24 protein-coding genes are annotated in these 22506 nt (G+C 61.5%); 8 read left to right on the forward strand and 16 right to left on the reverse strand.

Annotation, left to right across the window (positions count from 1 at the left end):
* Positions 1–26: 26 nt before the first annotated feature.
* Positions 27–1418: a leucyl aminopeptidase family protein gene (locus AC1ECN_RS08065; protein ID WP_130673391.1), complete on the reverse strand. Its 1392-nt coding sequence runs from the start codon at positions 1416–1418 to the stop codon at positions 27–29.
* A gap of 142 nt (positions 1419–1560) precedes the next feature.
* Here AC1ECN_RS08065 and AC1ECN_RS08070 point away from each other — a divergent pair, with 142 nt between their 5' ends.
* Complete coding sequence (locus tag AC1ECN_RS08070) at positions 1561–2397, forward strand: tetratricopeptide repeat protein (RefSeq protein WP_130673390.1); 837 nt, start codon at positions 1561–1563, stop codon at positions 2395–2397.
* 48 nt (positions 2398–2445) lie between these two features.
* Here the strand turns inward: AC1ECN_RS08070 and AC1ECN_RS08075 are convergent, their stop codons facing one another.
* The 10 genes from AC1ECN_RS08075 to AC1ECN_RS08120 all read right to left on the reverse strand — a co-directional run bounded on the left by AC1ECN_RS08075 (position 2446) and on the right by AC1ECN_RS08120 (position 12196).
* Complete coding sequence (locus AC1ECN_RS08075; RefSeq protein WP_130673389.1) at positions 2446–3078, reverse strand: LysE family translocator; 633 nt, start codon at positions 3076–3078, stop codon at positions 2446–2448.
* A 196-nt stretch (positions 3079–3274) separates the two neighbouring features.
* Positions 3275–4261 (reverse strand): type II secretion system F family protein, encoded by a 987-nt coding sequence (locus AC1ECN_RS08080; protein ID WP_130673388.1) that lies wholly within the window; start codon positions 4259–4261, stop codon positions 3275–3277.
* A gap of 15 nt (positions 4262–4276) precedes the next feature.
* Positions 4277–5284, reverse strand: coding sequence for a type II secretion system F family protein (locus tag AC1ECN_RS08085; protein WP_477952679.1), 1008 nt, complete (start codon positions 5282–5284; stop codon positions 4277–4279).
* Between the two features lie 5 nt (positions 5285–5289).
* The gene (locus AC1ECN_RS08090; RefSeq protein ID WP_130673386.1) at positions 5290–6765 is read right to left on the reverse strand and encodes a TadA family conjugal transfer-associated ATPase; all 1476 of its coding nucleotides are present in this window, start codon (positions 6763–6765) and stop codon (positions 5290–5292) included.
* A 132-nt stretch (positions 6766–6897) separates the two neighbouring features.
* The gene (locus tag AC1ECN_RS08095; RefSeq protein WP_130673385.1) at positions 6898–8175 is read right to left on the reverse strand and encodes a CpaE/TadZ family protein; all 1278 of its coding nucleotides are present in this window, start codon (positions 8173–8175) and stop codon (positions 6898–6900) included.
* Between the two features lie 14 nt (positions 8176–8189).
* Positions 8190–8945 carry a CpaD family pilus assembly protein gene (locus AC1ECN_RS08100; protein WP_130673384.1) on the reverse strand — a complete coding sequence of 252 codons (756 nt, stop codon included), beginning with the start codon at positions 8943–8945 and terminating at the stop codon, positions 8190–8192.
* On the reverse strand, positions 8942–10441 hold the full coding sequence (locus AC1ECN_RS08105) for a type II and III secretion system protein family protein (protein ID WP_477952682.1): 1500 nt from the start codon (positions 10439–10441) through the stop codon (positions 8942–8944). The genes AC1ECN_RS08100 and AC1ECN_RS08105 overlap by 4 nt, the downstream gene beginning before the upstream one ends.
* A gap of 12 nt (positions 10442–10453) precedes the next feature.
* Positions 10454–11269: a Flp pilus assembly protein CpaB gene (gene cpaB / locus AC1ECN_RS08110; protein WP_018070317.1), complete on the reverse strand. Its 816-nt coding sequence runs from the start codon at positions 11267–11269 to the stop codon at positions 10454–10456.
* Between the two features lie 110 nt (positions 11270–11379).
* Positions 11380–11892 (reverse strand): A24 family peptidase, encoded by a 513-nt coding sequence (locus tag AC1ECN_RS08115; RefSeq protein WP_018070318.1) that lies wholly within the window; start codon positions 11890–11892, stop codon positions 11380–11382.
* A gap of 115 nt (positions 11893–12007) precedes the next feature.
* Entirely contained in the window at positions 12008–12196 is a 189-nt protein-coding gene (locus tag AC1ECN_RS08120; RefSeq protein ID WP_018070319.1) for a Flp family type IVb pilin, read from the reverse strand.
* Between the two features lie 380 nt (positions 12197–12576).
* Between AC1ECN_RS08120 and AC1ECN_RS08125 the strand changes: the two genes are divergently transcribed.
* The 7 genes from AC1ECN_RS08125 to AC1ECN_RS08155 all read left to right on the forward strand — a co-directional run bounded on the left by AC1ECN_RS08125 (position 12577) and on the right by AC1ECN_RS08155 (position 18138).
* Complete coding sequence (locus AC1ECN_RS08125) at positions 12577–12987, forward strand: pilus assembly protein N-terminal domain-containing protein (protein ID WP_024323514.1); 411 nt, start codon at positions 12577–12579, stop codon at positions 12985–12987.
* A gap of 114 nt (positions 12988–13101) precedes the next feature.
* Positions 13102–13737, forward strand: a complete 636-nt coding sequence (locus AC1ECN_RS08130) for a TadE/TadG family type IV pilus assembly protein (protein ID WP_130673382.1) — start codon at positions 13102–13104, stop codon at positions 13735–13737.
* Positions 13737–14318 carry a TadE/TadG family type IV pilus assembly protein gene (locus AC1ECN_RS08135; protein WP_130673381.1) on the forward strand — a complete coding sequence of 194 codons (582 nt, stop codon included), beginning with the start codon at positions 13737–13739 and terminating at the stop codon, positions 14316–14318. The genes AC1ECN_RS08130 and AC1ECN_RS08135 overlap by 1 nt, the downstream gene beginning before the upstream one ends.
* Before the next feature lie 203 nt (positions 14319–14521).
* Positions 14522–15742, forward strand: a complete 1221-nt coding sequence (locus tag AC1ECN_RS08140; protein WP_130673380.1) for a phosphopentomutase — start codon at positions 14522–14524, stop codon at positions 15740–15742.
* Complete coding sequence (locus AC1ECN_RS08145) at positions 15739–16707, forward strand: adenosine deaminase (protein ID WP_130673379.1); 969 nt, start codon at positions 15739–15741, stop codon at positions 16705–16707. The genes AC1ECN_RS08140 and AC1ECN_RS08145 overlap by 4 nt, the downstream gene beginning before the upstream one ends.
* Before the next feature lie 106 nt (positions 16708–16813).
* Positions 16814–17443 (forward strand): uracil phosphoribosyltransferase, encoded by a 630-nt coding sequence (upp, locus tag AC1ECN_RS08150; protein ID WP_003544477.1) that lies wholly within the window; start codon positions 16814–16816, stop codon positions 17441–17443.
* Positions 17444–17568: 125 nt separating this feature from the next.
* Positions 17569–18138 carry a TIGR02281 family clan AA aspartic protease gene (locus AC1ECN_RS08155; protein ID WP_130673378.1) on the forward strand — a complete coding sequence of 190 codons (570 nt, stop codon included), beginning with the start codon at positions 17569–17571 and terminating at the stop codon, positions 18136–18138.
* Between the two features lie 6 nt (positions 18139–18144).
* Here AC1ECN_RS08155 and deoA read toward each other — a convergent pair whose 3' ends face one another.
* The 5 genes from deoA to AC1ECN_RS08180 form a co-directional block, all read right to left on the reverse strand.
* Entirely contained in the window at positions 18145–19452 is a 1308-nt protein-coding gene (gene deoA / locus AC1ECN_RS08160; RefSeq protein ID WP_130673377.1) for a thymidine phosphorylase, read from the reverse strand.
* 1 nt (position 19453) lies between these two features.
* Entirely contained in the window at positions 19454–20230 is a 777-nt protein-coding gene (gene deoC, locus AC1ECN_RS08165; RefSeq protein ID WP_477952686.1) for a deoxyribose-phosphate aldolase, read from the reverse strand.
* A 114-nt stretch (positions 20231–20344) separates the two neighbouring features.
* The gene (locus AC1ECN_RS08170; RefSeq protein WP_130673376.1) at positions 20345–21145 is read right to left on the reverse strand and encodes a purine-nucleoside phosphorylase; all 801 of its coding nucleotides are present in this window, start codon (positions 21143–21145) and stop codon (positions 20345–20347) included.
* Positions 21142–21531, reverse strand: coding sequence for a cytidine deaminase (locus AC1ECN_RS08175; protein ID WP_130656747.1), 390 nt, complete (start codon positions 21529–21531; stop codon positions 21142–21144). Before AC1ECN_RS08175 ends, AC1ECN_RS08170 begins: the two co-directional genes overlap by 4 nt.
* Position 21532: 1 nt before the next feature.
* A complete protein-coding gene (locus tag AC1ECN_RS08180) occupies positions 21533–22504 on the reverse strand; it encodes an ABC transporter permease (protein ID WP_018070329.1) in 972 nt (323 codons plus the stop codon).
* Positions 22505–22506: the final 2 nt, after the last annotated feature.

Here is a 22506-nt window from a genome sequence, read left to right on the forward strand (position 1 = left end):
CCTCAGCGACGCGCTTTAGTATGGCGTCAGCGCAGGCTCTCACGGATATGATGAAAGAGCGCGCGGATCGCCTGTGCCTCGCCGCCGCCCGGCGAATGTGGTCGTTCGGCCTGGGCCCAGCCGTAAATGTCGAAATGCGCCCAGCTCTTCGCCTTGCTGACGAAGCGCTTGAGGAAGAGGGCCGCAGTGATCGCCCCCGCCATGCCGCCGGCGGGCGCGTTGGTAAGGTCGGCGAACTTTGTGCGGATATCCTTTTCGTAGCCGGAATAGAGTGGCAGACGCCAGATCGGATCGTCGGTTTCCAGGCTCGCTTCGGTGAGGTCATGCGCCAGATTGGCGTCATCGGTGAAGAAGGGCGGGAGGTCCGGACCGAGGGCAACGCGGGCAGCGCCGGTCAGTGTCGCCATGTCGATCAAGAGCTCGGGCTCTTCCTCGTCGGCATAGGCAAGCGCATCGGCAAGGATCAGACGGCCCTCGGCGTCGGTATTGTCGATCTGGACGGTCAGGCCCTTGCGGCTCCGATAGATGTCGCCGGGGCGGAAGGCATTGGACGAGATCGCGTTTTCGACGACCGGGACGATAACGCGCAGGTCGACTTTCAACTTGGCGTCCATGATCATCAGGGCAAGCCCCATGACATTCGCCGCGCCGCCCATGTCTTTCTTCATCAGCAGCATGGAGGCGGCAGGCTTGATGTCGAGACCGCCGGTGTCGAAGCAGACGCCCTTGCCGACGAGCGTCACCTTGCGATGGCCCTTCTTGCCCCAGCGCAGCTCGAGAAGGCGCGGCGCATCGGCGCTGGCGCGGCCGACGGTATGGACCAGCGGGAAGTTTTGCGTGAGCAGGTCGTCGCCCGTAATCACCGATATCTCCGCCTTGTAATGTTCGGCCAAGCTACGGAAAACGGCCTCGAGCTGCACCGGCCCCATATCATTCGTCGGCGTATTGATGAGGTCACGGGCGAGAAAAACGCCGGCCAGTTGGCGCTTGATGTCGGCGGCGTCGGCATCGCGGGGGATCATCAGCGTCGCCGCCGGCGATTTTTCGGATTTGTAACGGTCGAAACGGTAGCTGCCGAGCCCAAAGCCGAGGGCCAGGCGATTTGCCGTCAGCGGCGCGGTCTCGATGTGCCAGTCGCCGGCCGGCAGAGCGCGGGCGAGCCTGCCGGTGATGTAAGGCTGCTCGGATGGATTGGTGCCGAGGCCGTAAAGCGCGCCGCCGAGATGGCCTTCAGCCGTCGGAATCAGCAGCAGCGACCCGCTTTCGGCCTTGTAGCCTGCTCTGCGCGCCCAATCGAGCGCGATCGGATCGATCGTGCCGGTCTCGATATGGGCAGGCGTGACGGCAAAGATCGGCAGCGTCGAACCGCCCTTCGTGTTGAAAGGAGTCGGTCTCTCGATGAACTGGTAGGGGGCCATGATTGTCCTTCGGCGGTCGTAAGGAATCGTTCCTTAACGGTCTGTTAGGGTTAACAGACTATTGCTGGAGCGAAGATTGCGTCAAACCTTTCCCTGTTCCGCTTCGAGGTCAGGCGCCGATTTCGGAATCCAGGAACGCGTCATGCCTGCCTCGCTCACCACCATATTCACGAATCGTATCCTGCAGGGCGCTGCGGCCTCGCTGATCGTCCTGGCGCTTGCCGGCTGCTCGACGACCAAGGATCGGATGACAACCGGCTCGGTGCCGAAGCTCACCAAGCCGGTCGAAGAGATGGACGCGACCGAGCTGCGCTCGGCGACGGACCGGCTCGGCCAGGCCTATGAAAAAAACCCGCGTGATCCCGTCACCGGCGTCAATTATGCTAATCTGCTGCGCATGAACGGCCGCGACACACAGGCGCTCGCCGTCATGCAGCAGGTGGCGATCGCCAATCCCGGCGACCGCAACGTGCTGGCCGCCTACGGCAAGGCGCAGGCGGCGGCCGGCCAGTTCCAGCAGGCGCTCGACACGATCGGTCGCGCCCAGACACCCGACCGTCCGGACTGGAAGCTGATCTCGGCCCAAGGCGCGATTCTCGACCAGATGGGCCGGGCAAGCGATGCCAGGCAGCGCTACCGCGACGCGCTCGACATCCAGCCGAACGAGCCCTCCATCCTTTCCAACCTCGGCATGTCCTACGTGCTGACCGGCGATCTGCGCACGGCCGAAACCTATCTGCGCTCCGCCGCCAGCCAGCCGACGGCCGACAGCCGCGTCAGGCAGAACCTTGCCCTCGTCGTCGGTCTGCAAGGACGTTTCCCGGAAGCCGAGCAGATCGCCCGGCGCGAACTTTCGCCGCAACAGGCCGATGCCAATGTCGCCTATCTCAGAGGCATGCTCTCACAGCAGAATTCCTGGCAGAAACTCGCCGCCAAGGACAAGACGCCGGGCACAGCGGACAGCAGCAATACCAACTGACCGGATCTCCTCTGTGCTTGAGAGCGGTCCGAAGTCACGTGCGACAGCCTATCGATCACTTACGCCCGCGAGAATGAGCCGGAGGCCGAGGCCGGCCATGACGACACCCGCAGTGCGGTCGATCCAGCTCTTGGCTGCAAGATAGAGCCGCCGCGGGTGGCGGGCCGAAAAAGCGAAGGCGACGATCGAATACCACCCCGCCTCCACGACGAAGACGCCGAGCGGCAGCGCGACGATGAGACTGAGCGGCACCGTCCTCGGTAAAAGTGCGGCAAAGATGCTGGCATAGACGATGATGGTCTTCGGGTTGCTGAGTTGGGTCAGCAGCGCGGTCATGAAGCTCAGCCTCGGCGCACGATTGCCGTTGACAGTGTCGGAGACCTCGAGCGGCTGACCGGCGCTCCTCCAGATATTGACGGCGATATAGACGAGATAGGCGCCTCCCGCGACCTTCAGCAGGACATAGAGCCATTCGAACTGAGACAGCAGCGCCGTCAGCCCGGCAAGCGCCAGCACGGCAAAAACGACACCGCCGGCGCCCATGCCAAGTGCGGCCGCAAGGCCATCCAGCCTCGAACGCGAGATGGCGATCCTGGAGACGACGACGAAACTCGGGCCGGGGCTCATCGCGCCGACGGCCAAGGCTGCCATGATGCTGATGAAAATGCCCGCAGAAGACATCGGAAACCTCTCTTTTGGATTGAACGAACGTCAGGGGCGCCGCGGGGCGCGCCTGCGCTTGCCGATGGTCGTCCATCCCATTTATCAGCTCTACAGGCGGCGGTCACGCGCGTTTAAGGCTGCGGATCGGACCGATGGTCCTTGATGCACATCGTCGTCTTCTGCCGAAAGCGGTCGCCTCTTTCCGGCTCAACCGTCAGAACTTGTCTGACACCTGGATGCCAGCCGGACCGAGAATGACGGCGATCAGCACCGGCAGGAAGAACAGGATCATCGGCACCGTCAGCTTCGGCGGCAGGGCAGCCGCCTTCTTTTCCGCTTCGTTCATGCGTTCGTCGCGTCCTTCCTGGGCGAGAACGCGCAGCGCCTGCGCGACCGGCGTACCGTAGCGATCGGCTTGGATCAGCGCCTGAGTCACCGAACGTACCAACTCGATCTGGGTGCGCGTGGCAAGATTTTCGAGCGCCACGCGGCGATCCGGCAGGAAGGAGAGCTCGGCCGTGGTCAGCACCATCTCCTCGGCGAGTGCCGGCGACTGCTCGCCGAGTTCTTCGGACACACGACGCATCGCAGCCTCGATCGAGATGCCGGATTCGACGCAGATCAACATCAGGTCCAGCGCATCCGGCCAGGCGCGCTTGATCGAGTGCTGGCGCTTGCCCATGCGGTTCGAGATATAGATATTCGGCGCGTAGAAGCCGAGATAACCGACGCCGATGACGGCGAAGAGACGGATGGGCATGCCTCTTCCGGCGAGATTGCCGAGCCCGAAGACCCAGACGGCGGCAAGCGTCAGAAAAAGGAAGGGCAACAGGAAACGCGCCACGAGAAAGGTATTCAGCGCATTCTCCGAGCGGAAACCAGCGGCACGCAGCTTGTTGACCGTATTGTCGTCGACGAGCGCCTTGCGCAGGTTGAAGCGCTCGACGATCTGGCGGACCGAGCGATTGTTCTGGTTCCGGAGCGAGGCCTTGTTGGCGCCGGTTTCCATGTTCATGCGGGCGCGTTCGCGGGCACGGATCTGCTCGCGCTCGGTCGAAACCGCTTTCATGCGCTTGTTGAGATCGCCGCGCTCGAAGAAGGGAATGGCGATCGTGTAAAAGGTGGCGAAAACCGCGATCGCAACGAAGACGGCGATCAGCATGCTCGAATTGGTCAGCGTTGCGGCAAGGTCCTGCGACATGGTGCTTCCTTCCGGCTAGATGTCAAAATTGACCATGTTGCGCATGACGAAGATGCCGATCGACATCCAGATCGCCGAGAAACCCATGATGAAATGGCCGCGCGGATCGGTGAAAAGGATCATCATGTAATTCGGCGAGGTGAGATAGACGAGGGTCGCGACGATGAACGGCAGAGCCCCGATGATGACGGCCGATGCCTTGGCTTCCATTGACAGCGCCTGGACCTTGGCCTTCATCTTCCTGCGCTCGCGCAGTACCTTGGAGAGATTGCCGATCGCTTCCGACAGATTGCCGCCGGCCTGCGACTGGATGGCGATGACGATGGCGAAGAAGTTGACCTCTTGGAGCGGCATATGGATCGTCATGCGGGCGCAGGCGTCGGGGATGCTGAGACCCACCTGTTGCGCCTCGATTACGCGCCGGAATTCGCTCTTCACCGGGTCGGTGCCTTCGGTGGCGATAAGGCGGATGGCATCGTTGAGCGGCAGACCCGATTTGATCGAGCGCGTGATGACGTCAAGTGCATTGGGGAGTTCGTTGAGGAACTTGGTCTGGCGCCGCTTGATCAGAAAGCCGAGGACCCAGCGCGGCAGGCCGAGACCGGCGACGACGGCGATACCGACCATGACCATCAACGACACACCGACGACGAGGGCGACGAACAGCAGCACGGAGGCGAAGATGGCGCTGATGAGATAGAATTTCGCCGGTGTGATCGTCAGGCCGGCCTGCACCAGCCGGGATTTCATCGACAAGGTCTTCTTGGTCTTTTCATGCTGGCGCTTTTCCAGATCCTTCAGATTGTCCTGCACCGATTTGCGGCGCTTCGACAGCTCCTGCACCCGGTCACGGGCAGCCTTGACCTTGACCCGGTCGCTTTCGGCCGATTTGACGCGGTTGATGCGGCTTGCCGATTTCTTGTCGGCCTCGATCTTCGAAAACAACAGGGCATAGGCGACCGCCGCCGCGGAGACGGCGGCGAGGATGATGATTGYCAACACTACCGGATCGAACCCGAACATCTCACCTATTCCTTCGTTTTCGCTTCCATCGCGTCGAGAGCAGCGGCAAGACGTTTTTCCTCGTTGAAGTAGCGGGCGCGATCCCAGAAATGCGGCTTGCCAACGCCGGTCGACATGTGCCGGCCGATCAGGCGGCCGTTTGCATCCTCGCCTTCGATCTCGTAGCGCATCAGATCCTGGGTGATGATGACGTCGCCTTCCATGCCGATCACCTCGGTGATCTGGGTGATGCGGCGCGAACCGTCACGAAGGCGTGCCGCCTGAATGACGACGTCGACCGAGCTGGAAATGATCTCGCGCACCGTCTTTGCCGGCAGGGTAAAGCCGCCCATGGCGATCATCGATTCGATACGGCTCAGGCATTCGCGCGGCGTGTTGGCGTGGATCGTGCCCATCGAGCCGTCGTGACCGGTGTTCATCGCCTGCAGCAGGTCGAAAACCTCCGGTCCGCGCACTTCGCCGACGATGATGCGCTCGGGACGCATACGCAGGCAGTTCTTGACGAGATCGCGCATGGTGATCTCGCCCTCGCCTTCGATATTCGGCGGGCGCGTTTCGAGACGGACGACATGCGGCTGCTGCAGCTGCAGTTCGGCCGTATCCTCGCAGGTGATGACGCGCTCGTCCCTGTCGATATAATTGGTGAGGCAGTTCAGAAGCGTGGTTTTACCCGAGCCGGTGCCGCCTGAAATGACGACATTGCAGCGCACACGTCCGATGATCTGCAGCACGGTTGCGCCTTCCGGCGTGATCGCGCCGAAACGGACGAGCTGATCGAGCGTCAGCTTGTCCTTCTTGAACTTGCGGATGGTGAGCGCCGGCCCGTCGATCGACAGCGGCGGCGCGATGACGTTGACGCGCGAGCCATCCGGCAGGCGGGCGTCGCAGATCGGGCTCGATTCGTCGACACGGCGGCCGACCTGGCTGACGATGCGTTGGCAGATCGAGAGAAGCTGCGCGTTATCGCGGAAGCGGATCTCCGATTCGATCGTCTTGCCGCCGACTTCGATGAACGTCTGTCCGGCGCCGTTGACCATGATGTCGGCAATATCGTCGCGCGCGAGCAACGGCTCCAGCGGGCCGTAACCGAGGACGTCGTTGCAGATATCCTCGAGCAGCTCTTCCTGCTCGGAGATCGACATCGCAAAGTTCTTGATGGTGATGATGTCGTTGACGATGTCGCGGATTTCCTCGCGGGCGCTTTCGCCGTCGAGCTTGGAAAGCTGCGAGAGATCGATCGTATCGATCAGCGCGGAAAAGACCTGCGCCTTGGTGTCGTAATATTCATCGGTGCGGGCCGGGCGCTTGCGTTGCGGCGTCTGCATCGGCGGTGGCGTCACCTGCTGGCGTGCGGACTCGCGCGAAGGTTCGACCAGAATGGAGGGGGAAGAGACCGCAGGGGCGGCGGCCGGAGCCGGCGGCGGGGGCGCAATCGCTCCTCCGACCTTTCCGGAACCTTCGTTTCCGCGTTTTCCAAACATGCCAGTCGATCCAATCTGCTCATTCTAGAGCATTTCCCGATCTCTCCGAGTCACGGAAATGCTCTATCTTTTTGTTTTCATGCAATTCCTGACGCAAAACCGCTGCACAGTTTTGCTGGAATTGCTCATCATCTACTTGCGCTTCAGGAGGCCCATCAGGCCGCCCTTCTTCGCCTTCTTGATCGCGACACGGCCGGTGACGATGTGCGATATCTGCGAAAAGGTCTCCGCCGTCGGCGACTTCGGGTCGACTTCCGAGATCATCCGGCCGCTATTGGCGGCGTTGCCGAAAAGATTGATGTCGAAGGGAATGATCGCGATCGGATCAATCTCCAGCGGCTCACAAAAATCCGACGGCGAAATCTCCGGACGTTTCGGCATGCCGACCTGATTGAGGATGAGATGCGGCGGCCTGTCGTTCGGCCGCATCTTGCGCAGTGCATCCAGCATGTTCTTGGCATTGCGCAGGTTGGCGAGGTCGGGAACGGCTGCGATGACCACTTCGTCGACGCTCGACAGCACCGAGCGCGTCCATTCCGACCATGCATGCGGAACATCGAGCACGGTGACGGGCGCGCTGCGCTGCAAGACATCGAGCACCGGCTGGAAAGCCTGGCCGTCGAAATCATAGGCACGGTCGAGCAGCGAGGGTGCCGCAAGCAGCGACAGATGCTCGGAGCATTTCGTCAGCAGGCGGTCGAGGAAGACCTCGTCGAGACGATCGGGCGCGAAGACCGCTTCGGCGATGCCCTGGGCCGGATCCTGGTCGAAATCGATGTTCGCCGTACCATAGGGCAGGTCGAGATCGGCGAGAATCGTCTCGGTGGAGAAGAGATTGGAAATGCCGAAAGCGCAATTATGCGCAATGGTCGAGGCGCCGGTGCCGCCCTTCGAGCCGATGAAGGCGATGCTGCGACCGAGCGGCTCGGCGTCCGGATCGACGAAAATCGAGGCCATCGCCGCAAGGATATCGGGCATGGCGACGGGCTGGACCATATATTCGGAAATGCCGTTGCGGATGAGCTCGCGATAAAGCCCGATATCGTTGTAATATCCGATAATGACGACTTTGGTCGTCGGATCGCAGACCGCAGCGAGCGGCGCGAGTTCGGCGAGCAGGTTCGCGGCATTCGCCTTGGTCTCAAGGATGATGAGGTTCGGTGTCGGGGCGCCGGAAAACATGTTGGCGGCAGCGGCGGTGCCGCCGCTGGTGATGCGCATGCTGACCTTCGCCACGCGCCGATCATTGGCGCAGCGTTCCATGACATGCTGCAGGGCCTCGCTCTCGCAGAAGGCGTGGACGGAGATGCGCGGCAGCGGCCGCATGTTTTCCAGATCCGCCATGCGCACCGCCTCCTCGGCGTTGCGAAGCTCGCTGGGATTCCTGATTTCGTATTCGATCGCGCTCATCGTCTCGTTCCGCCTCAGAAGCTGCTGTCGCTGCCGACATCTTCGATCGTCGTCGTCGTCGTCCGGTATTCCTGGATGGCATTGTTGCGCCGCTGTGCGTCGATCGGGGTCATGCCGCGGGGCGCCACCAGATCCTCCGGATTGGCGATCTGGGCAGCAAGGTTGTTCTGCGAGGCACAGCCGAAATTATAGTAATTCTGGTTGGTGAGATCGTTCGAGATATCCTTCGGCCACTGGCCGCATTGCGTGGTGATCGCGGTGGTGCCGGTAAAGCTCAGCCGGATCGGCGCCGCATCACCGGGGCCGGCCGCGGCATAGGAAGTGTTGACGATTTTCGAACTTGCGATCCCCCGCGACGCCAACTCGGCACGGACCTGATTGCGCAGTTGATAGGCTGCCGCCGAATTCGGCGAACCTTGCGGCGACAGCACGTAAACAGGGCCTGAGGCGCGCGAGATGTAGTTTGCGGCAAAACCGCGGATCAGATCGCGCTGGGCGATGGTCAGGCGGCGATCGGTGGAGGCGACGGGTATATCAACCGTCTGCTCCGCCTCCGTCACGATGATCGGGTGGCGGGCGCGGTAATCGTCCGGAATGCCGCCGGTCGTCAGCTGGTCGTGCGGGCCGGCGCATCCGGAAAGGACGGCCACCGAAATGGCAGCCGTCGCAAAAAACGCCTTCGAGATTCCGAAGCGGGGTGTCGTCGAATTCATGTGGGCCATCGCCTGATCTCTGTTCTGTGCCATTGCTGCCGATCGTGTCCCGCTCATTTGTAGATGAACCCGATCGAGCCGTGGAACTGCGCGTCGGCGACGGGCGCCTCGCGGCGGCCATAGACCTTGTTGACACGGTTGAGGAAGAAGGTTGCACCATCGTTCTCAGGGCTAAAATTGTCGTCCGGCCGGTTGAGCTGATTGCGCGCCACCGGACGCACCAGATAGGGCGTTGCGATGATGACGAGCTCGGTTTCCTGACGCTCGAAACCCTTCTGGCGGAAGAGYGTGCCGAGCAGCGGGATCTTCGAGACGCCTGGCGTGCCGCCCATCGTCTGGGAAATGTTATCGCGGATAAGGCCGGCGAGTGCGATCGAGCCGCCCGAGGGCAGCTCCACCGAGGTCTCCGCCGAACGGCGCTGATAGGTGGCGTTGCCGCTGCCGGCCACCGGTTCGGAGACATTGGTCTTGATCTGCAGGCTGATGCGTCCCGATGACAGCACGACCGGCTTGAAGGCGAGGTTGATACCATAGTTAAACGGCGTGACGGTGACGTTGCCGTTGCTGTCGGTCGTCGAATAGAGCTGCTGACCGCCGGAATTGAAGGTCGCGGCCTGACCCGATATCGCCGTCAGCGTCGGCTCGGCGAGCGTCTTGACGACCTTGGCCTGCTCCAGCGCGTTGAGATACGTCGAAATGTCGTATTTGCCGATCGAGCTCTTGAAGAGCGCCGCCAGACCGCCGCCAACCGTCGATGTGGCACTGTCGGCGGTGGGACTGCCGAGCTGGGCGACCGTCATGCCGGAGGAACTGGAAACGAGGTTGTCGAAGCCAAGCTGCTTCAACACTTCGCGGCGGACCTCGGCGATCGTCACCTTGAGAGTGACCTGGTCCTCGCCCTCGATCTGCAGAAGATTGACGACCTGCGAGGCCTGACGGTTTTCGGCAAAGARCGCCACCGAGCTATCGCCGCCGGTGCCGGATGCGGTCTCGGTTCTGGTCGTCGCCTCGCCGCCCTTCAGGAAGACCTGCGCCAGATCGGCCGCCTGCGTGGCATCTTGCGGCGTGCGCACGGTGCCGGTCAGCACGATGTTGTCGGAGACGATTTCGACGTTGATGTTGGAGTCGGGAATGAAGCGGCGGAGATTGACTTCGAGGCCGGAGACGTCGCGTTCAATCTCGATGTCGAGATTGACGATCTCCTGCCCACCGGCACCGAAGACGAAGATATTGGTCTGGCCGACCTTCTTGCCGAACAGGTAGATGCGCCGCGAGGTGCGGGTCACGGCATCGGCCATGGTCGGATCGGAGACGAGGATATCGTGCGCGTCGTCCGGCAGATCGACGACGACGGCCTTGTTGAGCCCGAGCTTCAGCCGGCGATGGGCATTGGGGCCGGTCTGAGAGATCCGGACCAGGCTATCGGAATCGGCGTGCGCCTCGCCGGCGCCGAGAAACGGGGAGAAAGAGGTCGGCACTATACCGGAGACGCCTATTGCCAGCGAAAGGCAGCCTGTCAGGAGAGGTCCGGCGCGCCGCGTTGAATTGCCCATTTGCACGTCCTTTTACTCCGCCTTCGGCGCTGCGCTGGCATCCGTGACGATGGCGCCCGACTTGATGACCTGGATGATCGCACTGCCGTTGTCACCGCTCAGGAGATAGTCGGCGGCACTGGTATCCTGCTCCTGCGCATCGGCGACCGAGCGCAGCGCGAGCGACAGCCGGTCCGCCATCTGCTGGGCGACAGCGAGAACCTTCGTTTGATCAGGGGTGAGTTCGAGCGTCGCGGTCGTACCGACCACCGATTTCGAGCCGTCGTCCTTTTCCTGGATCTGCTGGTCGATGGCGAGGACGCGGACATTGCTCAGCACGGTTTCGGTGATGAGCTTGTCGGCTTCGGTGCCTTTGCGGACCATGATGACATCGACGCGGTCGTTCGGCAGGATGAAACCGCCGGCACCTGTTGCCACCGATATCTCGGTCGCGACGGCGCGCTTGCCGGCCGGCAACAGCGAGGAGAGGATGCGGCTGCTGGAATCGGCGATCTTTTCCGGCCGGATCGGTTCGCCTTCGAAGATCGGCAGGCGCACGACGGCGCCCTGCAGATCCTTGATCGCATCCGGCTTGTCGGCTTCGGTGATGAGGCCCTGGACGACGCCGCCCTGCGGCCAGGCCATCCAGTGCACCAACTTGTCGTCCAGCCTTGCGCCGACCGGCAGATTGGCGCTTGAAACGAGGACGTTGACGGTCGGTTCCTTCTCGATGACCGACTGAACCTGGGTGACGACACCGCCACTGCCAGCCATGCGCATTGCCAGGAGGCCGGCGAGGCCGGCTGCCACCACGGCGACAGCTAGGATTATAAGGCGGGCCGGTTTCATCGATCATTCCTCAGGGCACGATATGTTCGCCCTGTAGAATGCTCAGCAATTGGTATAATTATGGTTAATGGAACGCTTACATTTTAAGTTAACGGGCATTTAAAATACCGTTATTTCAGGCTTTCCAGCGCGACGAGAAAGAGCGGCGAGGAAGGAAAGGCCATGAAACCGCCGATCGCGATCGCGATGCCATAGGGGATCTTCTTGGCGAGCAGGATCGAGTTCGGCACCGGCAAACCGATGGCGAGGATGGTGTCCGATTGCGCTCTCACCAGCAGGATCAACAGGGTGATGAGGCCGCCGATCATGGCAACGTCGGTCATGAGGAACGCAAGGGATTGGTTCAGACCGAACCAGAGCGCGGTCGCGGTCAACAGCTTGGCGTCGCCGCCGCCCATCACATTAAAGGCAAAAAGGGCAAAGCAGGCGCCAAAGACGATGGCAGCAGCGGCGAGATGCATGCCGATCATTTCCAGGCCCAGGCCGGAGAATGGCGCGAGGAGAAGGAAAGAGGCAACAAGGATCAAGGAAATACGGTTCGGGATCGTCATGGTCAACAGATCCGAGAAGGCCGCCATGGCTAGGCAGAGTGGCAGTATTAGGAAAACTGCAGCTGCGAACATGCGTATACCCGATCATGACATGATGCGAAAAGGCTCACGGCCGTTCAGCCTGTGAGCCCGCTCGAATAGTTCTCGGCCGGAGCAAATCCGGCCGGCATTATGCAGATGCTGCTGCTTAGCTGCCGCTCGCAGTGGCCGCAGTATTCATCTTGGTGCCCAAGTTGTTGAACGTATCGCCGATCTTGCCGCCGAGGGTCGTTGCGCCGGTGATGAGCGCTACGGAAATGAGGGCGGCGATCAGGCCGTATTCGATTGCGGTCGCGCCGGATTCGTCCTTCAGAAAACGGCTAAAAAGCTTGGTCATGATAACTCCTAACTCCAGTTGATGTTCAGCACGTCCGCCAACTGTTTGCCGTTGATCGGATGACTGCAACCTAGCGAATGGCCGTTTCCATCGGCTTAAGGAAAAGAGTTAACGACATCTGAACGAGACAACAGGCCTTTGTAGAGTCAGTATTTTCTTACGCACTTCCCTCAATATTTAACAATATTCCGGGAATAACTGCTGCATTCATCCGGAAATAGCACAAATTGCGTCTCCAACCGGGGCGTGCGCCGCCCCGAAACCGTGCCAGATCGGAGCATTACGCTTCATCCTGGAACAGAGCGGTCGGCTTAAGGCTTCGTTCACCATTTTTTTCCATTCTATGCGCATATTGCGCTGTGATCGTGAAAGAGGACCAAATGTCATCAAGCGGCAAAACCATTTTCTTTGCCGGCATGATCGCCGTTTTCGGTATTTCGGGAGTTTCCGCGGCCGCAGACGATGACATGCTGCGCGTCTACATGGATCACGCGCGCGTATTGAAGCTTGACCGCCCCGTCAGCAAGGTGATCGTCGGCAATGCCAAGGTCGCCGATGCGACGGTTGCCGACGCCAAGACCATCGTGCTGACAGGACGCAGTTTCGGCACCACCAATCTGGTGCTTCTCGATGCCGACGGCAATGCGATCCTCGACGAACGCATCCTGGTGTCGATCGATGAGGGCAATACGGTGCGCGTCTACCGGCAGACCGAGCGCTCCGTGCTGTCCTGCACGCCGAATTGCGAGCAGCATGCGCAGCAAGCGGCCACCGCGACCGCCTCACCCTGAGCATGTCTCGCAGCTTCCTCGACCATTCGTTAAAATCATCGTGTCAGGTTGAAACGGAAAATCAACGAACGGATCCTAGTGTGACGGACGGAGAATGTCGCTTAGGTCCAGGCAATGACGGTAATTGATCAGAAGACGGATAAGGCGCGTGCCTTTATGCCATTCCGTTTCTTACGGTTTCGCGCTCTCGCCCGCTCGCGCGACGGCGCAGCGGCGATCGAGTTCGCGCTGCTTGCCATTCCCTATTTCCTGGTGATTTTCGCAATTCTCGAAACTTTCGTCGCCTTCGCCGCCGAGGAACTCGTTTCCAACGGCGTTGATACGATGAGCCGCCGGATGCGAACCGGGCAGGTCACCTATAATCTCGGCCGCACGACCGATATGGACCAGGCGCAATTCCGCCAGGCTTTCTGCGATGAGATATCGATCCTGATCCGTTGCTCGGCGAGTGAAGTCGCCACGCCGAGCAAGCTCTACCTGGATGTGCAGACGTTCAGCACGTTTTCGGCCATTCCGACGACGATCCCCAAGCTTTCCACCGACAAATATGCCGACATCAATACGGCGGTCTTCAAATATACGCCGGGCGGCGCCGGCACGATCAACATGGTCCGTGCCTATTATCGCTGGGAAATCATTACGGATCTGGTCCGGCCCTACATCACCACGATACGTCCCTCCGACGGTTCGATGCCGAGCCAATATCTGATCGTCGCCACCGCGGCCTTCCAGAACGAGCAGTATCCATAATGGCGTTGCGCAATCCGTTCACAAGACTGGTCCTGACGGCGCGGCGGCTCATCCGAGATCGCAAGGGCGCCGGAGCGATCGAATTCGCGATCCTCTTTCCCGTGCTCATCATGCTCTATATTGGCGCTTTCGAGATCACGATCGGCCTCAGCGTCAGCAAGCGCGTGACACGCGCCGCAGGAACGGTGGCCGACCTCATCACCCAGCAGCAATCCGTCACGAAGAGCGCGCTCGCGCAGATGCCTTCGGTGGCAACGGCGATCTTCGTGCCCTACAATTCGACGGCGCTGACGCTGAAGATCACCGGGGTTACCATCGATGCCGGCGCCAATGCGAAGGTGCTCTGGTCCTGGGCGCAGGACGGGACGGTGCCCTATGCCAAGAACGCCACAGTGAGCAACGTGCCAGCGGACATGAAGACGGCGAACAGTTTCTTGGTTCGCACCGAGCTCAGCATCCCCTATACGATGTTCCTGTTTGCCCCGAACTTCATGCCGGACGGCATGCGCACGATCACCATCGGCCGCAGTTATTTCTACCGCCAGCGACAAGGCGACTCGATTCCCTGCGGCGACTGCTGACGGCCCCTTCCCGCTCCTCTCTGCTGCATAACGCCCTAGAACGAAATGGATTTACGGCGTCATGCAGCAATTCAAGGTGTTACAGCATCCCTGGAAAAGACGCGCGGCGCTGTAATTTGCCAAGCCGGCCGCGGCATTATATGGCTGGATCTCAGCGGCCTCCGACATTCCAGAGGCCAGCGATCGGCTCTCTCGGGTGTAAAATGGCGCGTGCCTTTCTTTTCGTTCTGGATTCTTTCGGCGTTGGCGGAGCACCAGATGCGGCTGCCTATGGCGACGAAGGCGCTGATACGCTCGGCCATATCGCCGAGTTCTGCGCAGCCGGAGCCGGGGACCGCGCCGGGTTGCGCGAAGGGCCGCTTTCCCTGCCCAACATGTCGGAACTTGGGCTGATGCACATTGCGCGGTCGGCCTCTGGCCGGTTTCCGGCCGGCATGCCCGTCCCGGAGAAGGTCTACGGTATTTATGGCGCGGCCACCGAAATCTCCCGCGGCAAGGATACGCCGTCGGGCCATTGGGAGATCGCGGGAACACCTGTCAGTTTCGATTGGGGCTATTTCCCGACGGAGGGCGACGCCTTTCCTCCAGAATTCATCGAGACATTATGCAGGGAGGCTGATGTGCCCGGCATTCTCGGCAACTGCCATGCCTCGGGAACGGAGATCATCGCCCGGCTCGGCGAGGACCATATCCGCACCGGCAAGCCGATCTGCTATACCTCCTCGGATTCGGTCTTCCAGGTCGCGGCGCACGAGGTGCATTTCGGCCTCGATCGTCTGCTCGCCTTCTGCCGTTTGGCCCGGGGACTGCTCGATTCCTACAATATCGGCCGCGTCATCGCCCGGCCCTTTATCGGCCAGTCTACCTCTTCCTTCCAGCGCACCGGAAACCGGCGCGACTTTTCCGTGCTGCCGCCGGAGCCAACGCTGCTCGACCGGCTGATCGAGCATGGCCGGCACGTGCATACTGTGGGAAAGATCGGCGACATCTTCGCGCATCAGGGCATTTCGAGGGTCATCAAGGCGAACGGCAACGAGGCGCTGATGGATGCGTCGCTCTCGGCGATCGACGAGGCTGAGGATGGCGATCTCGTCTTCACCAATTTCGTCGATTTCGACATGATCTACGGCCATCGCCGCGATGTGCCGGGTTATGCCGCGGCACTCGAAGCCTTCGATGCGCGCCTGCCCGAAGTCCACAAGAAACTGAAGCCCGGCGATCTCGTCGTGCTCACCGCCGATCATGGCTGCGATCCGACCTGGCGCGGTACGGATCATACGCGCGAGCGCGTGCCTGTTATCGCCTATGGCCCCGGTATCCGGTCGCGTTCGATCGGCCTGCGCCGCAGCTATGCCGATATCGGCGAGAGCATCGCCCGGCATCTCGGCATCCCGGCCGGACCGCATGGAAGGAGTTTTCTGTGACGTCGCATCTGAAAAAGGTCGAGCTGCACTGCCATCTGGAGGGTGCGGCACCTCCAGCTCTGACCGCGGCGCAGGCGCGGAAGTATGGGGTCGACATCAGCGCCGAGCTTCGCGACGGAGCCTATGTCTGGCATGATTTCGCAAGCTTCCTCGAATGTTACGACAAGGTTTCCGAGGTCTACAGGACCGAGGAGGACTATGCGCTTCTGACCGAAACCTATCTCGACGAACTGGCCCGCATCGATACGATCTACAGCGAGCTCATCGTTTCGCCCGATCACGGCAAGCGCATCGGGCTGGGCGCCGATGCCTATATATCCGGTGTCTGCGAAGGCATCCGGCGGGCCAAGGAAAAGAACGGCATCGAGGCCCGGCTGATCGTCACCGGCGAGCGGCATTTCGGTCCTGAGAGCGTCATTGGTGCTGCCGAATATGCGGCAAAGGCTGGCAATCCTTTGATTACCGGCTTCAACCTTGCCGGCGAGGAGCGCATGGGCCGCGTCGCCGACTATGCCCGCGCCTTCGATATCGCCCGCGACGCCGGCCTCGGGCTCACGATCCACGCCGGCGAGGTCTGCGGTGCCTTCAGCGTCGCCGACGCGCTCGACGCGGTGCGCCCCTCGCGCATCGGCCATGGGGTGCGCGCCATCGAGGATCTCGATCTGGTGAAGCGGCTTGCTGATCTCGGCACCGTGCTCGAGATCTGCCCGGGCTCCAATATCGCGCTCGGGGTCTTTCCCGATTTCGCCTCCCATCCGCTGCGTCATCTGAAGGAAGCAGGCGTGCGGGTGACGATCAGCTCAGACGATCCGCCCTTCTTCCATACCTCGCTCAAGCGAGAATATGAGCTTGCCGCCGGGGCTTTCGGCTTCGGCGACGCGGAGATCGACGCCATAACGCGCACTGCGATCGAGGCCGCCTTCGTCGACGATGAGACACGAAAGACTTTGCTCGCCCGGCTTTAAAAGACTCGAGAGACTGGGGAAGATCGACGCAAATTGACCGCCACTCTTGCGGTCAGGCCGATTTCCGTGAAAGAAACATCCGATAGAAAGAATGAAAGGCTTCCCCATGGACGGCGTCACGGTCATCGATCATCCGCTTGTGCAGCACAAGCTCACCATCATGCGGCGCAAGGAGACATCGACGGGAAGTTTCCGGCGCTTGCTGCGCGAAATCTCGACCCTGCTCTGCTACGAGGTGACCCGCGATCTCGAATTGACGATGGAAACGATCGAGACGCCGCTGCAGACGATGGAATCGCCGATCCTTGAGGGCAAGAAGCTGGTCTTCGCCTCGATCCTGCGTGCCGGCAACGGGCTGCTCGAAGGCATGCTCGATCTCGTGCCCTCCGCCCGCGTCTCGCATATCGGCGTCTACCGCGACCACGAGACGCTGCAGCCGGTCGAATATTATTTCAAGGCGCCGGAGGACGTGGCCGAGCGCCTGATCATCGTCGTCGACCCGATGCTTGCGACCGGTAATTCCTCGATCGCGGCGATCGACAAACTCAAGGAACGCGGCGCCCACAATATCCGCTTCCTCTGCCTGCTTGCCGCCCCGGAAGGCATCCGCAACTTCCGCGCCGCGCATCCCGATGTTCCGGTTTTCACCGCATCGATCGACAGTCATCTCAACGAGAAGGGCTACATCATGCCCGGCCTCGGCGATGCCGGCGACCGCATGTACGGCACCAAGTAATTTCAGCCTTCTTTTACCAATTCGAAAGACTTTAGGGCCCGGTGGTTCAATCCGGGCCTTTTGTCGTCGATATTAGCAACTTATCAGCACTTGAGGTTTAGGAAGCCTGAAGCATGAGGCCCCGCATGAAGCGGGGTTTATACAGGAAGGATTTCTGTTTCATGCTCGTGCGTACCGTCCTATTCGCCAGCATCGCCGCGGTGCTCGCCACACAGGTGCCTTCCTTCTTCGGAAGCACCAGCCAGCAACCTGCTGACGCCCTCTCCGCCAATTACGTATCGACCGAAAGCAATGAGCCCGCAGTACCCGCGCCGGTATCCGGCAGCAATGCGATCCGCCTGCAGGCCGATGCGCAGGGCCACTATACCGGCAGCTTCAAGATCAACGGCAAGCCGGTGCAGGGCCTGATCGATACCGGCGCCACCTATGTGGCGCTCAACGAGACACTCGCCCGCCGACTGGGCTTCACGGCCAACCAGCTCGATTTCCGTTATGGCGTGAACACTGCGAACGGTCAGACGAAGGCCGCGCATGTGACACTCGACCGGGTCGAAATCGGCGGTATTCGCGTGCGCGATGTCGAAGCCTTCGTCCTGAGGGACGATGCGCTGACGACGACGCTGGTCGGCATGAGCTTCCTGCAGAAGCTCGCCTCCTATTCCGTCGCCGACGGCTCGCTCAGCCTCAAGCAGTAAACCGCATTAGACCAGCCCCGCAATCACCGGTGTCAGCTCCGGCCTGTCCTCGGTGATGCGGTAGTGCGTGGCAAGTGCTGTAGCCGCCCTCTCCGCTGCGGCCTCGTCAGCGGCGTGAACGAGAGCAATCGGTTCGCCCGCGGTCACACGGGTGCCGAGCGGCAGGAGTTCGGAAAAGCCGACGCGGTGGTCGATCCGGTCCGCCGGATGGCGTCTTCCGCCGCCGAGGTCGATGACACTGACGCCGATCCCGCGTGCATCGCAGGCGGCAAGCCAGCCGGACCGGGCGGCCGGGACAGGTTTTTCCACAGGTGCCCTGGCCAGATATCGGTCGGGGTTTTCGATGAGATCAGCCGGGCCGCCGAGCATCGATACCATGCGCGCGAAGACCTCTGCCGCCTTTCCCGATGACAGGGCTCGACGCGCCATCGTCTCGGCTTCATCAGACGAAGCGGCAATGCCGGATTTCACCAGCATTTCGGCGGCGAAGGCGAGAACGACGGTCTCAAGCCGCGTGTCCTTTTTTCTGCCCGCCAGGAAGTCCAAGCAGTTGCGCATCTCGACGGCGTTGCCGGCACTATCGGCGAGCGGCTGGTTCATGTCGGTGATCAGGGCCGAGGTCTTCACGCCGGCGCCATTGGCCACCTCGACCAGCGACTGCGCCAGGGTCTCCGCCTGGCTGCGGTCAGCCATGAAAGCGCCGTTGCCGACCTTGACGTCGAGCACCAGCGTCTCGAGCCCGGCCGCAAGTTTCTTCGAGAGAATAGAAGCGGTGATGAGGGGAATGGAATCGACGGTGGCGGTCACATCGCGCACGGCATAGAGCCTGCCGTCGGCGGGCGCCAAGGTCCCGGTCTGGCCGATGATGGCGCATCCCGCCTCCTTCACGACCTTGTGGAACAGGTCAGCATCCGGGGTGATTAGATAGCCGGGAATGGATTCGAGCTTATCCAGCGTGCCGCCGGTGTGGCCAAGACCGCGTCCGGAGATCATCGGAACGGCCAGGCCGCAGGCAGCAGCGATCGGCGCCAGCATCAGCGAAACATTGTCGCCGACGCCGCCGGTCGAATGTTTGTCGGCGATCGGGCGGTCGATATCGGTCCATTGCAGCCTGTTGCCGGAATCGGCCATCGCCAGCGTCAAGGCCACGATTTCGGCCCGCGACATGCCCTTGAACCAAACAGCCATGGCGAACGCGCCGATCTGGCCTTCCGACAATTGGCCGGCAGCGAGTGCCGCGATGAAGGAGCTGATATCGGCGGCGTCGAGTTCGTCGCCATCGCGCTTGCGACGGATGATCTCCTGCGGAATCATTTCAGTAGCCCGACGCCGCAGCCGATGCCGACTGTGTTCCGCTCAGAACCGCCAGGRTATCGTCGAGCAGGTCGGAAGCGCCGAAGCGGAACGTCGATGGCATCGGCCAGTCCGGTGTCATGATGGTTTCGGCAAGGCTCAGATAGAGTGCGGCATCGGCCACCGAGCCGATACCGCCTGACGGCTTGAAGCCAACCTTGCGGCCGCTTTCGCGGATAGCGCGGATCATGATGTCGGCGGCTTCGAGCGTCGCATTGACGGCGACCTTGCCGGTGGAGGTCTTGATGAAATCGGCGCCGGCATCGATGGCGAGTTCGGAGGCATGGCGGATCAATGCCGCATCCTTCAGCTCGCCAGTCTCGATGATGACCTTCAGCAGGACGGGGCCGGCGCATTCTGCGCGCACGGCCTTGACCATGTCGGTCACCGCCTTCTCATTGCCGGCGAGCAGCTTGCGGTAAGGGATGACCAGATCGATCTCATCGGCGCCATCGGCAATCGCCTCGCGTGCTTCGGCAGCGACATCGGCCACTTCCATATCGCCGGAGGGAAGGTTGACGACGGTCGCGATACGCACGGCATGCCCGGTGCCAAGGATATTGCGAGCCTGGGCGACGAACCGCGGCCAGATGCAGATCGCAGCACTGTTGCCGTAGGGCGTCTGCGCCCGGGCGCAGAGCGTGTCGATCTGCGCCTCGGTGCAATCATCCTTCAAATTGGTGAGATCGAGAAGAGAAAGGGCGACAGCCGCCGTTTCCCGGTTGGAATGGCCATTCATCTTTGCTTCCTCTAGAGCATGATGCCGAAAATGTGAGCGGTTTTCGGACGACGTCATGCTCTCACTATATAATGTAGAACAGGATTCAGATTTTAGGCCGACCCGGCCCAAAAATCATCCTGTTCCAGCCGCAATCATGTCTTTCAATATGGCGGCGAGACGGGCGCCGCCAATGGGCGCCATGTCCTTGGTTTCTTCATGGCTGAGCTCATTGCCGGTCATGCCTGCCCCATAGTTGGTGATAACGGAGGCGGCTGCAACCCTCAGGCCGAGCATTCTTGCGATGATGACCTCGGGCACCGTCGACATGCCGACGGCATCGGCGCCGAGGATGCGCGCCATGCGGATTTCGGCCGGCGTTTCGAAGCTGGGACCGGAGAACCACATATAGACACCCTGTGCCAGGTCGATTTCAAGTTTTGCCGCTGCCCTTTGCATCGCCGCGGCAAGGCCTGAATCATAGGCATTGGTCATGCCGACGAAACGGTGATCGCTTTCCTCGCCGATCAGCGGGTTCATGCCGGAATAGTTGATGTGATCGATGATCTGCATCACCGAACCGGGCGGCATGTCGTCACGCAACGATCCGGCCGAATTGGTCAGGATCAGCGCTTCGACGCCGAGCGCCTTCAGCACCTCGATCGGCAGGCGCATGGCGTTGGCATCGCCTTTCTCGTAATAATGCACGCGGCCGGAGAGCATGATAACGGGCACGCCGCCGAGGCGGCCGGCGACGACTTCGCCTGCATGTCCGGAKACGGCGCTGACGGGAAAGCCCGGCAGGTCGCGATAGGGAACACGAACGGCGCCGTCCAGCTCCCCGACGAGGGAGCCGAGACCGGAGCCGAGTACGATACCGTGGCGCGGCTTGATGCCCCCGAGCAATGCGGCGAGCAGGCTGACCGTCGCCTTCATCCGAGTTCAGTCTCGAAGCTGAAGGGAAGAAGCTCTTCCATCGTCATGGTCTTCTTCACGCCCGCCTCATCGCAGAGGTAGATCTTCGTCTCCTTGGAGGCGAATTCGGAGATCTTCTGGCGACAGCCGCCGCAGGGCGGGCAAAGCGGCAGCTTCTCGGCAATGACGGCCATCTCGACGATCTTCTTCGCGCCGCCCATGATCATGGCGCCGATCGCCGTCGGCTCGGCGCACCACCCTTGCGGAAAGGAGAGATTTTCGACGTTGGCGCCGGTATAAACCTTACCGTCCTCGGCGCGGATCGCCGCACCGACCGGGAATTTCGAATAGGGCGCATGGGCAAAGGCCATGGCGCCGCGGGCGGCTTCGAACAGATCGTGAGACATATCAACGCTCCTTCGTATAGGGCACGCCACCAGCTTTTGGCGGGGTCGCAACGCCGATGAAGCCGGCAAGCAGGACACAGGTCAGAACATAGGGCAGCGCCTGGAAGACCTGAACCGGCACTTCGCCGATCAGCGGCACCTGCTTTCCCTGCATGAAATTTGCCAGCGCATCGAGGAAGCCGAAGAGCAGGCAGGCAAACATGACAGGTACCGGCTTCCACTTGGCAAAGACGAGAGCGGCAAGCGCGATATAGCCCTTGCCGGCCGACATGTCCTTGATGAAGGCGGCGGACTGGGCGATTGCCAGATAGGTGCCGGCAAAGCCGCAGAGAATGCCGGCACACATGACGGCGCGGTAACGCAGCCAGGCGACCGAGATGCCGGCCGTATCGACCGCACCCGGGTTTTCGCCGACGGCGCGCAGCCGCAGGCCGAAGCGTGTGCGGTAAAGCACCCACCAGGAAAACGGCACGGCGAGAAAGGCGAGATAGGTGAGGACATTGTTGCCCGATATGACATTGGCATAGATCGGGCCGATGATCGGTATCTCGCGGGCGGCATCGGCGCCTGGCAGGATGATCGGCGCGAAGCGCGACTCCGGCGACAGCTGCGGCGTGCGTCCGCCCTGGCCGAACCAGGCCTGACCGAGCACGATGGTGATGCCGGCGATGAAGAAGTTGATCGCGACGCCTGACACAATCTGGTTGCCGCGATTGGTGATCGAGGCAAAGCCATGCACCAGGCTCAGCGCCACCGAACAGAGGATGCCGGCACCGAGGCCGAGCCAGGCCGAATCGGTGAGATAGGCAACGCAGGCGGCGGCGAAGGCCGAGCCCAGCATCTTGCCTTCGAGGCCGATATCGAAGATGCCGGCGCGTTCCGAGAACAGACCGGCAAGGGCGGTGAAGATCAGCGGGATCGACAGGCGGATGGTCGAGCTCAGAACGCTGATGAAGATGTCATAATAATCCATCG

The organism is Rhizobium sp. 01N447_2 (assembly GCF_056399245.1).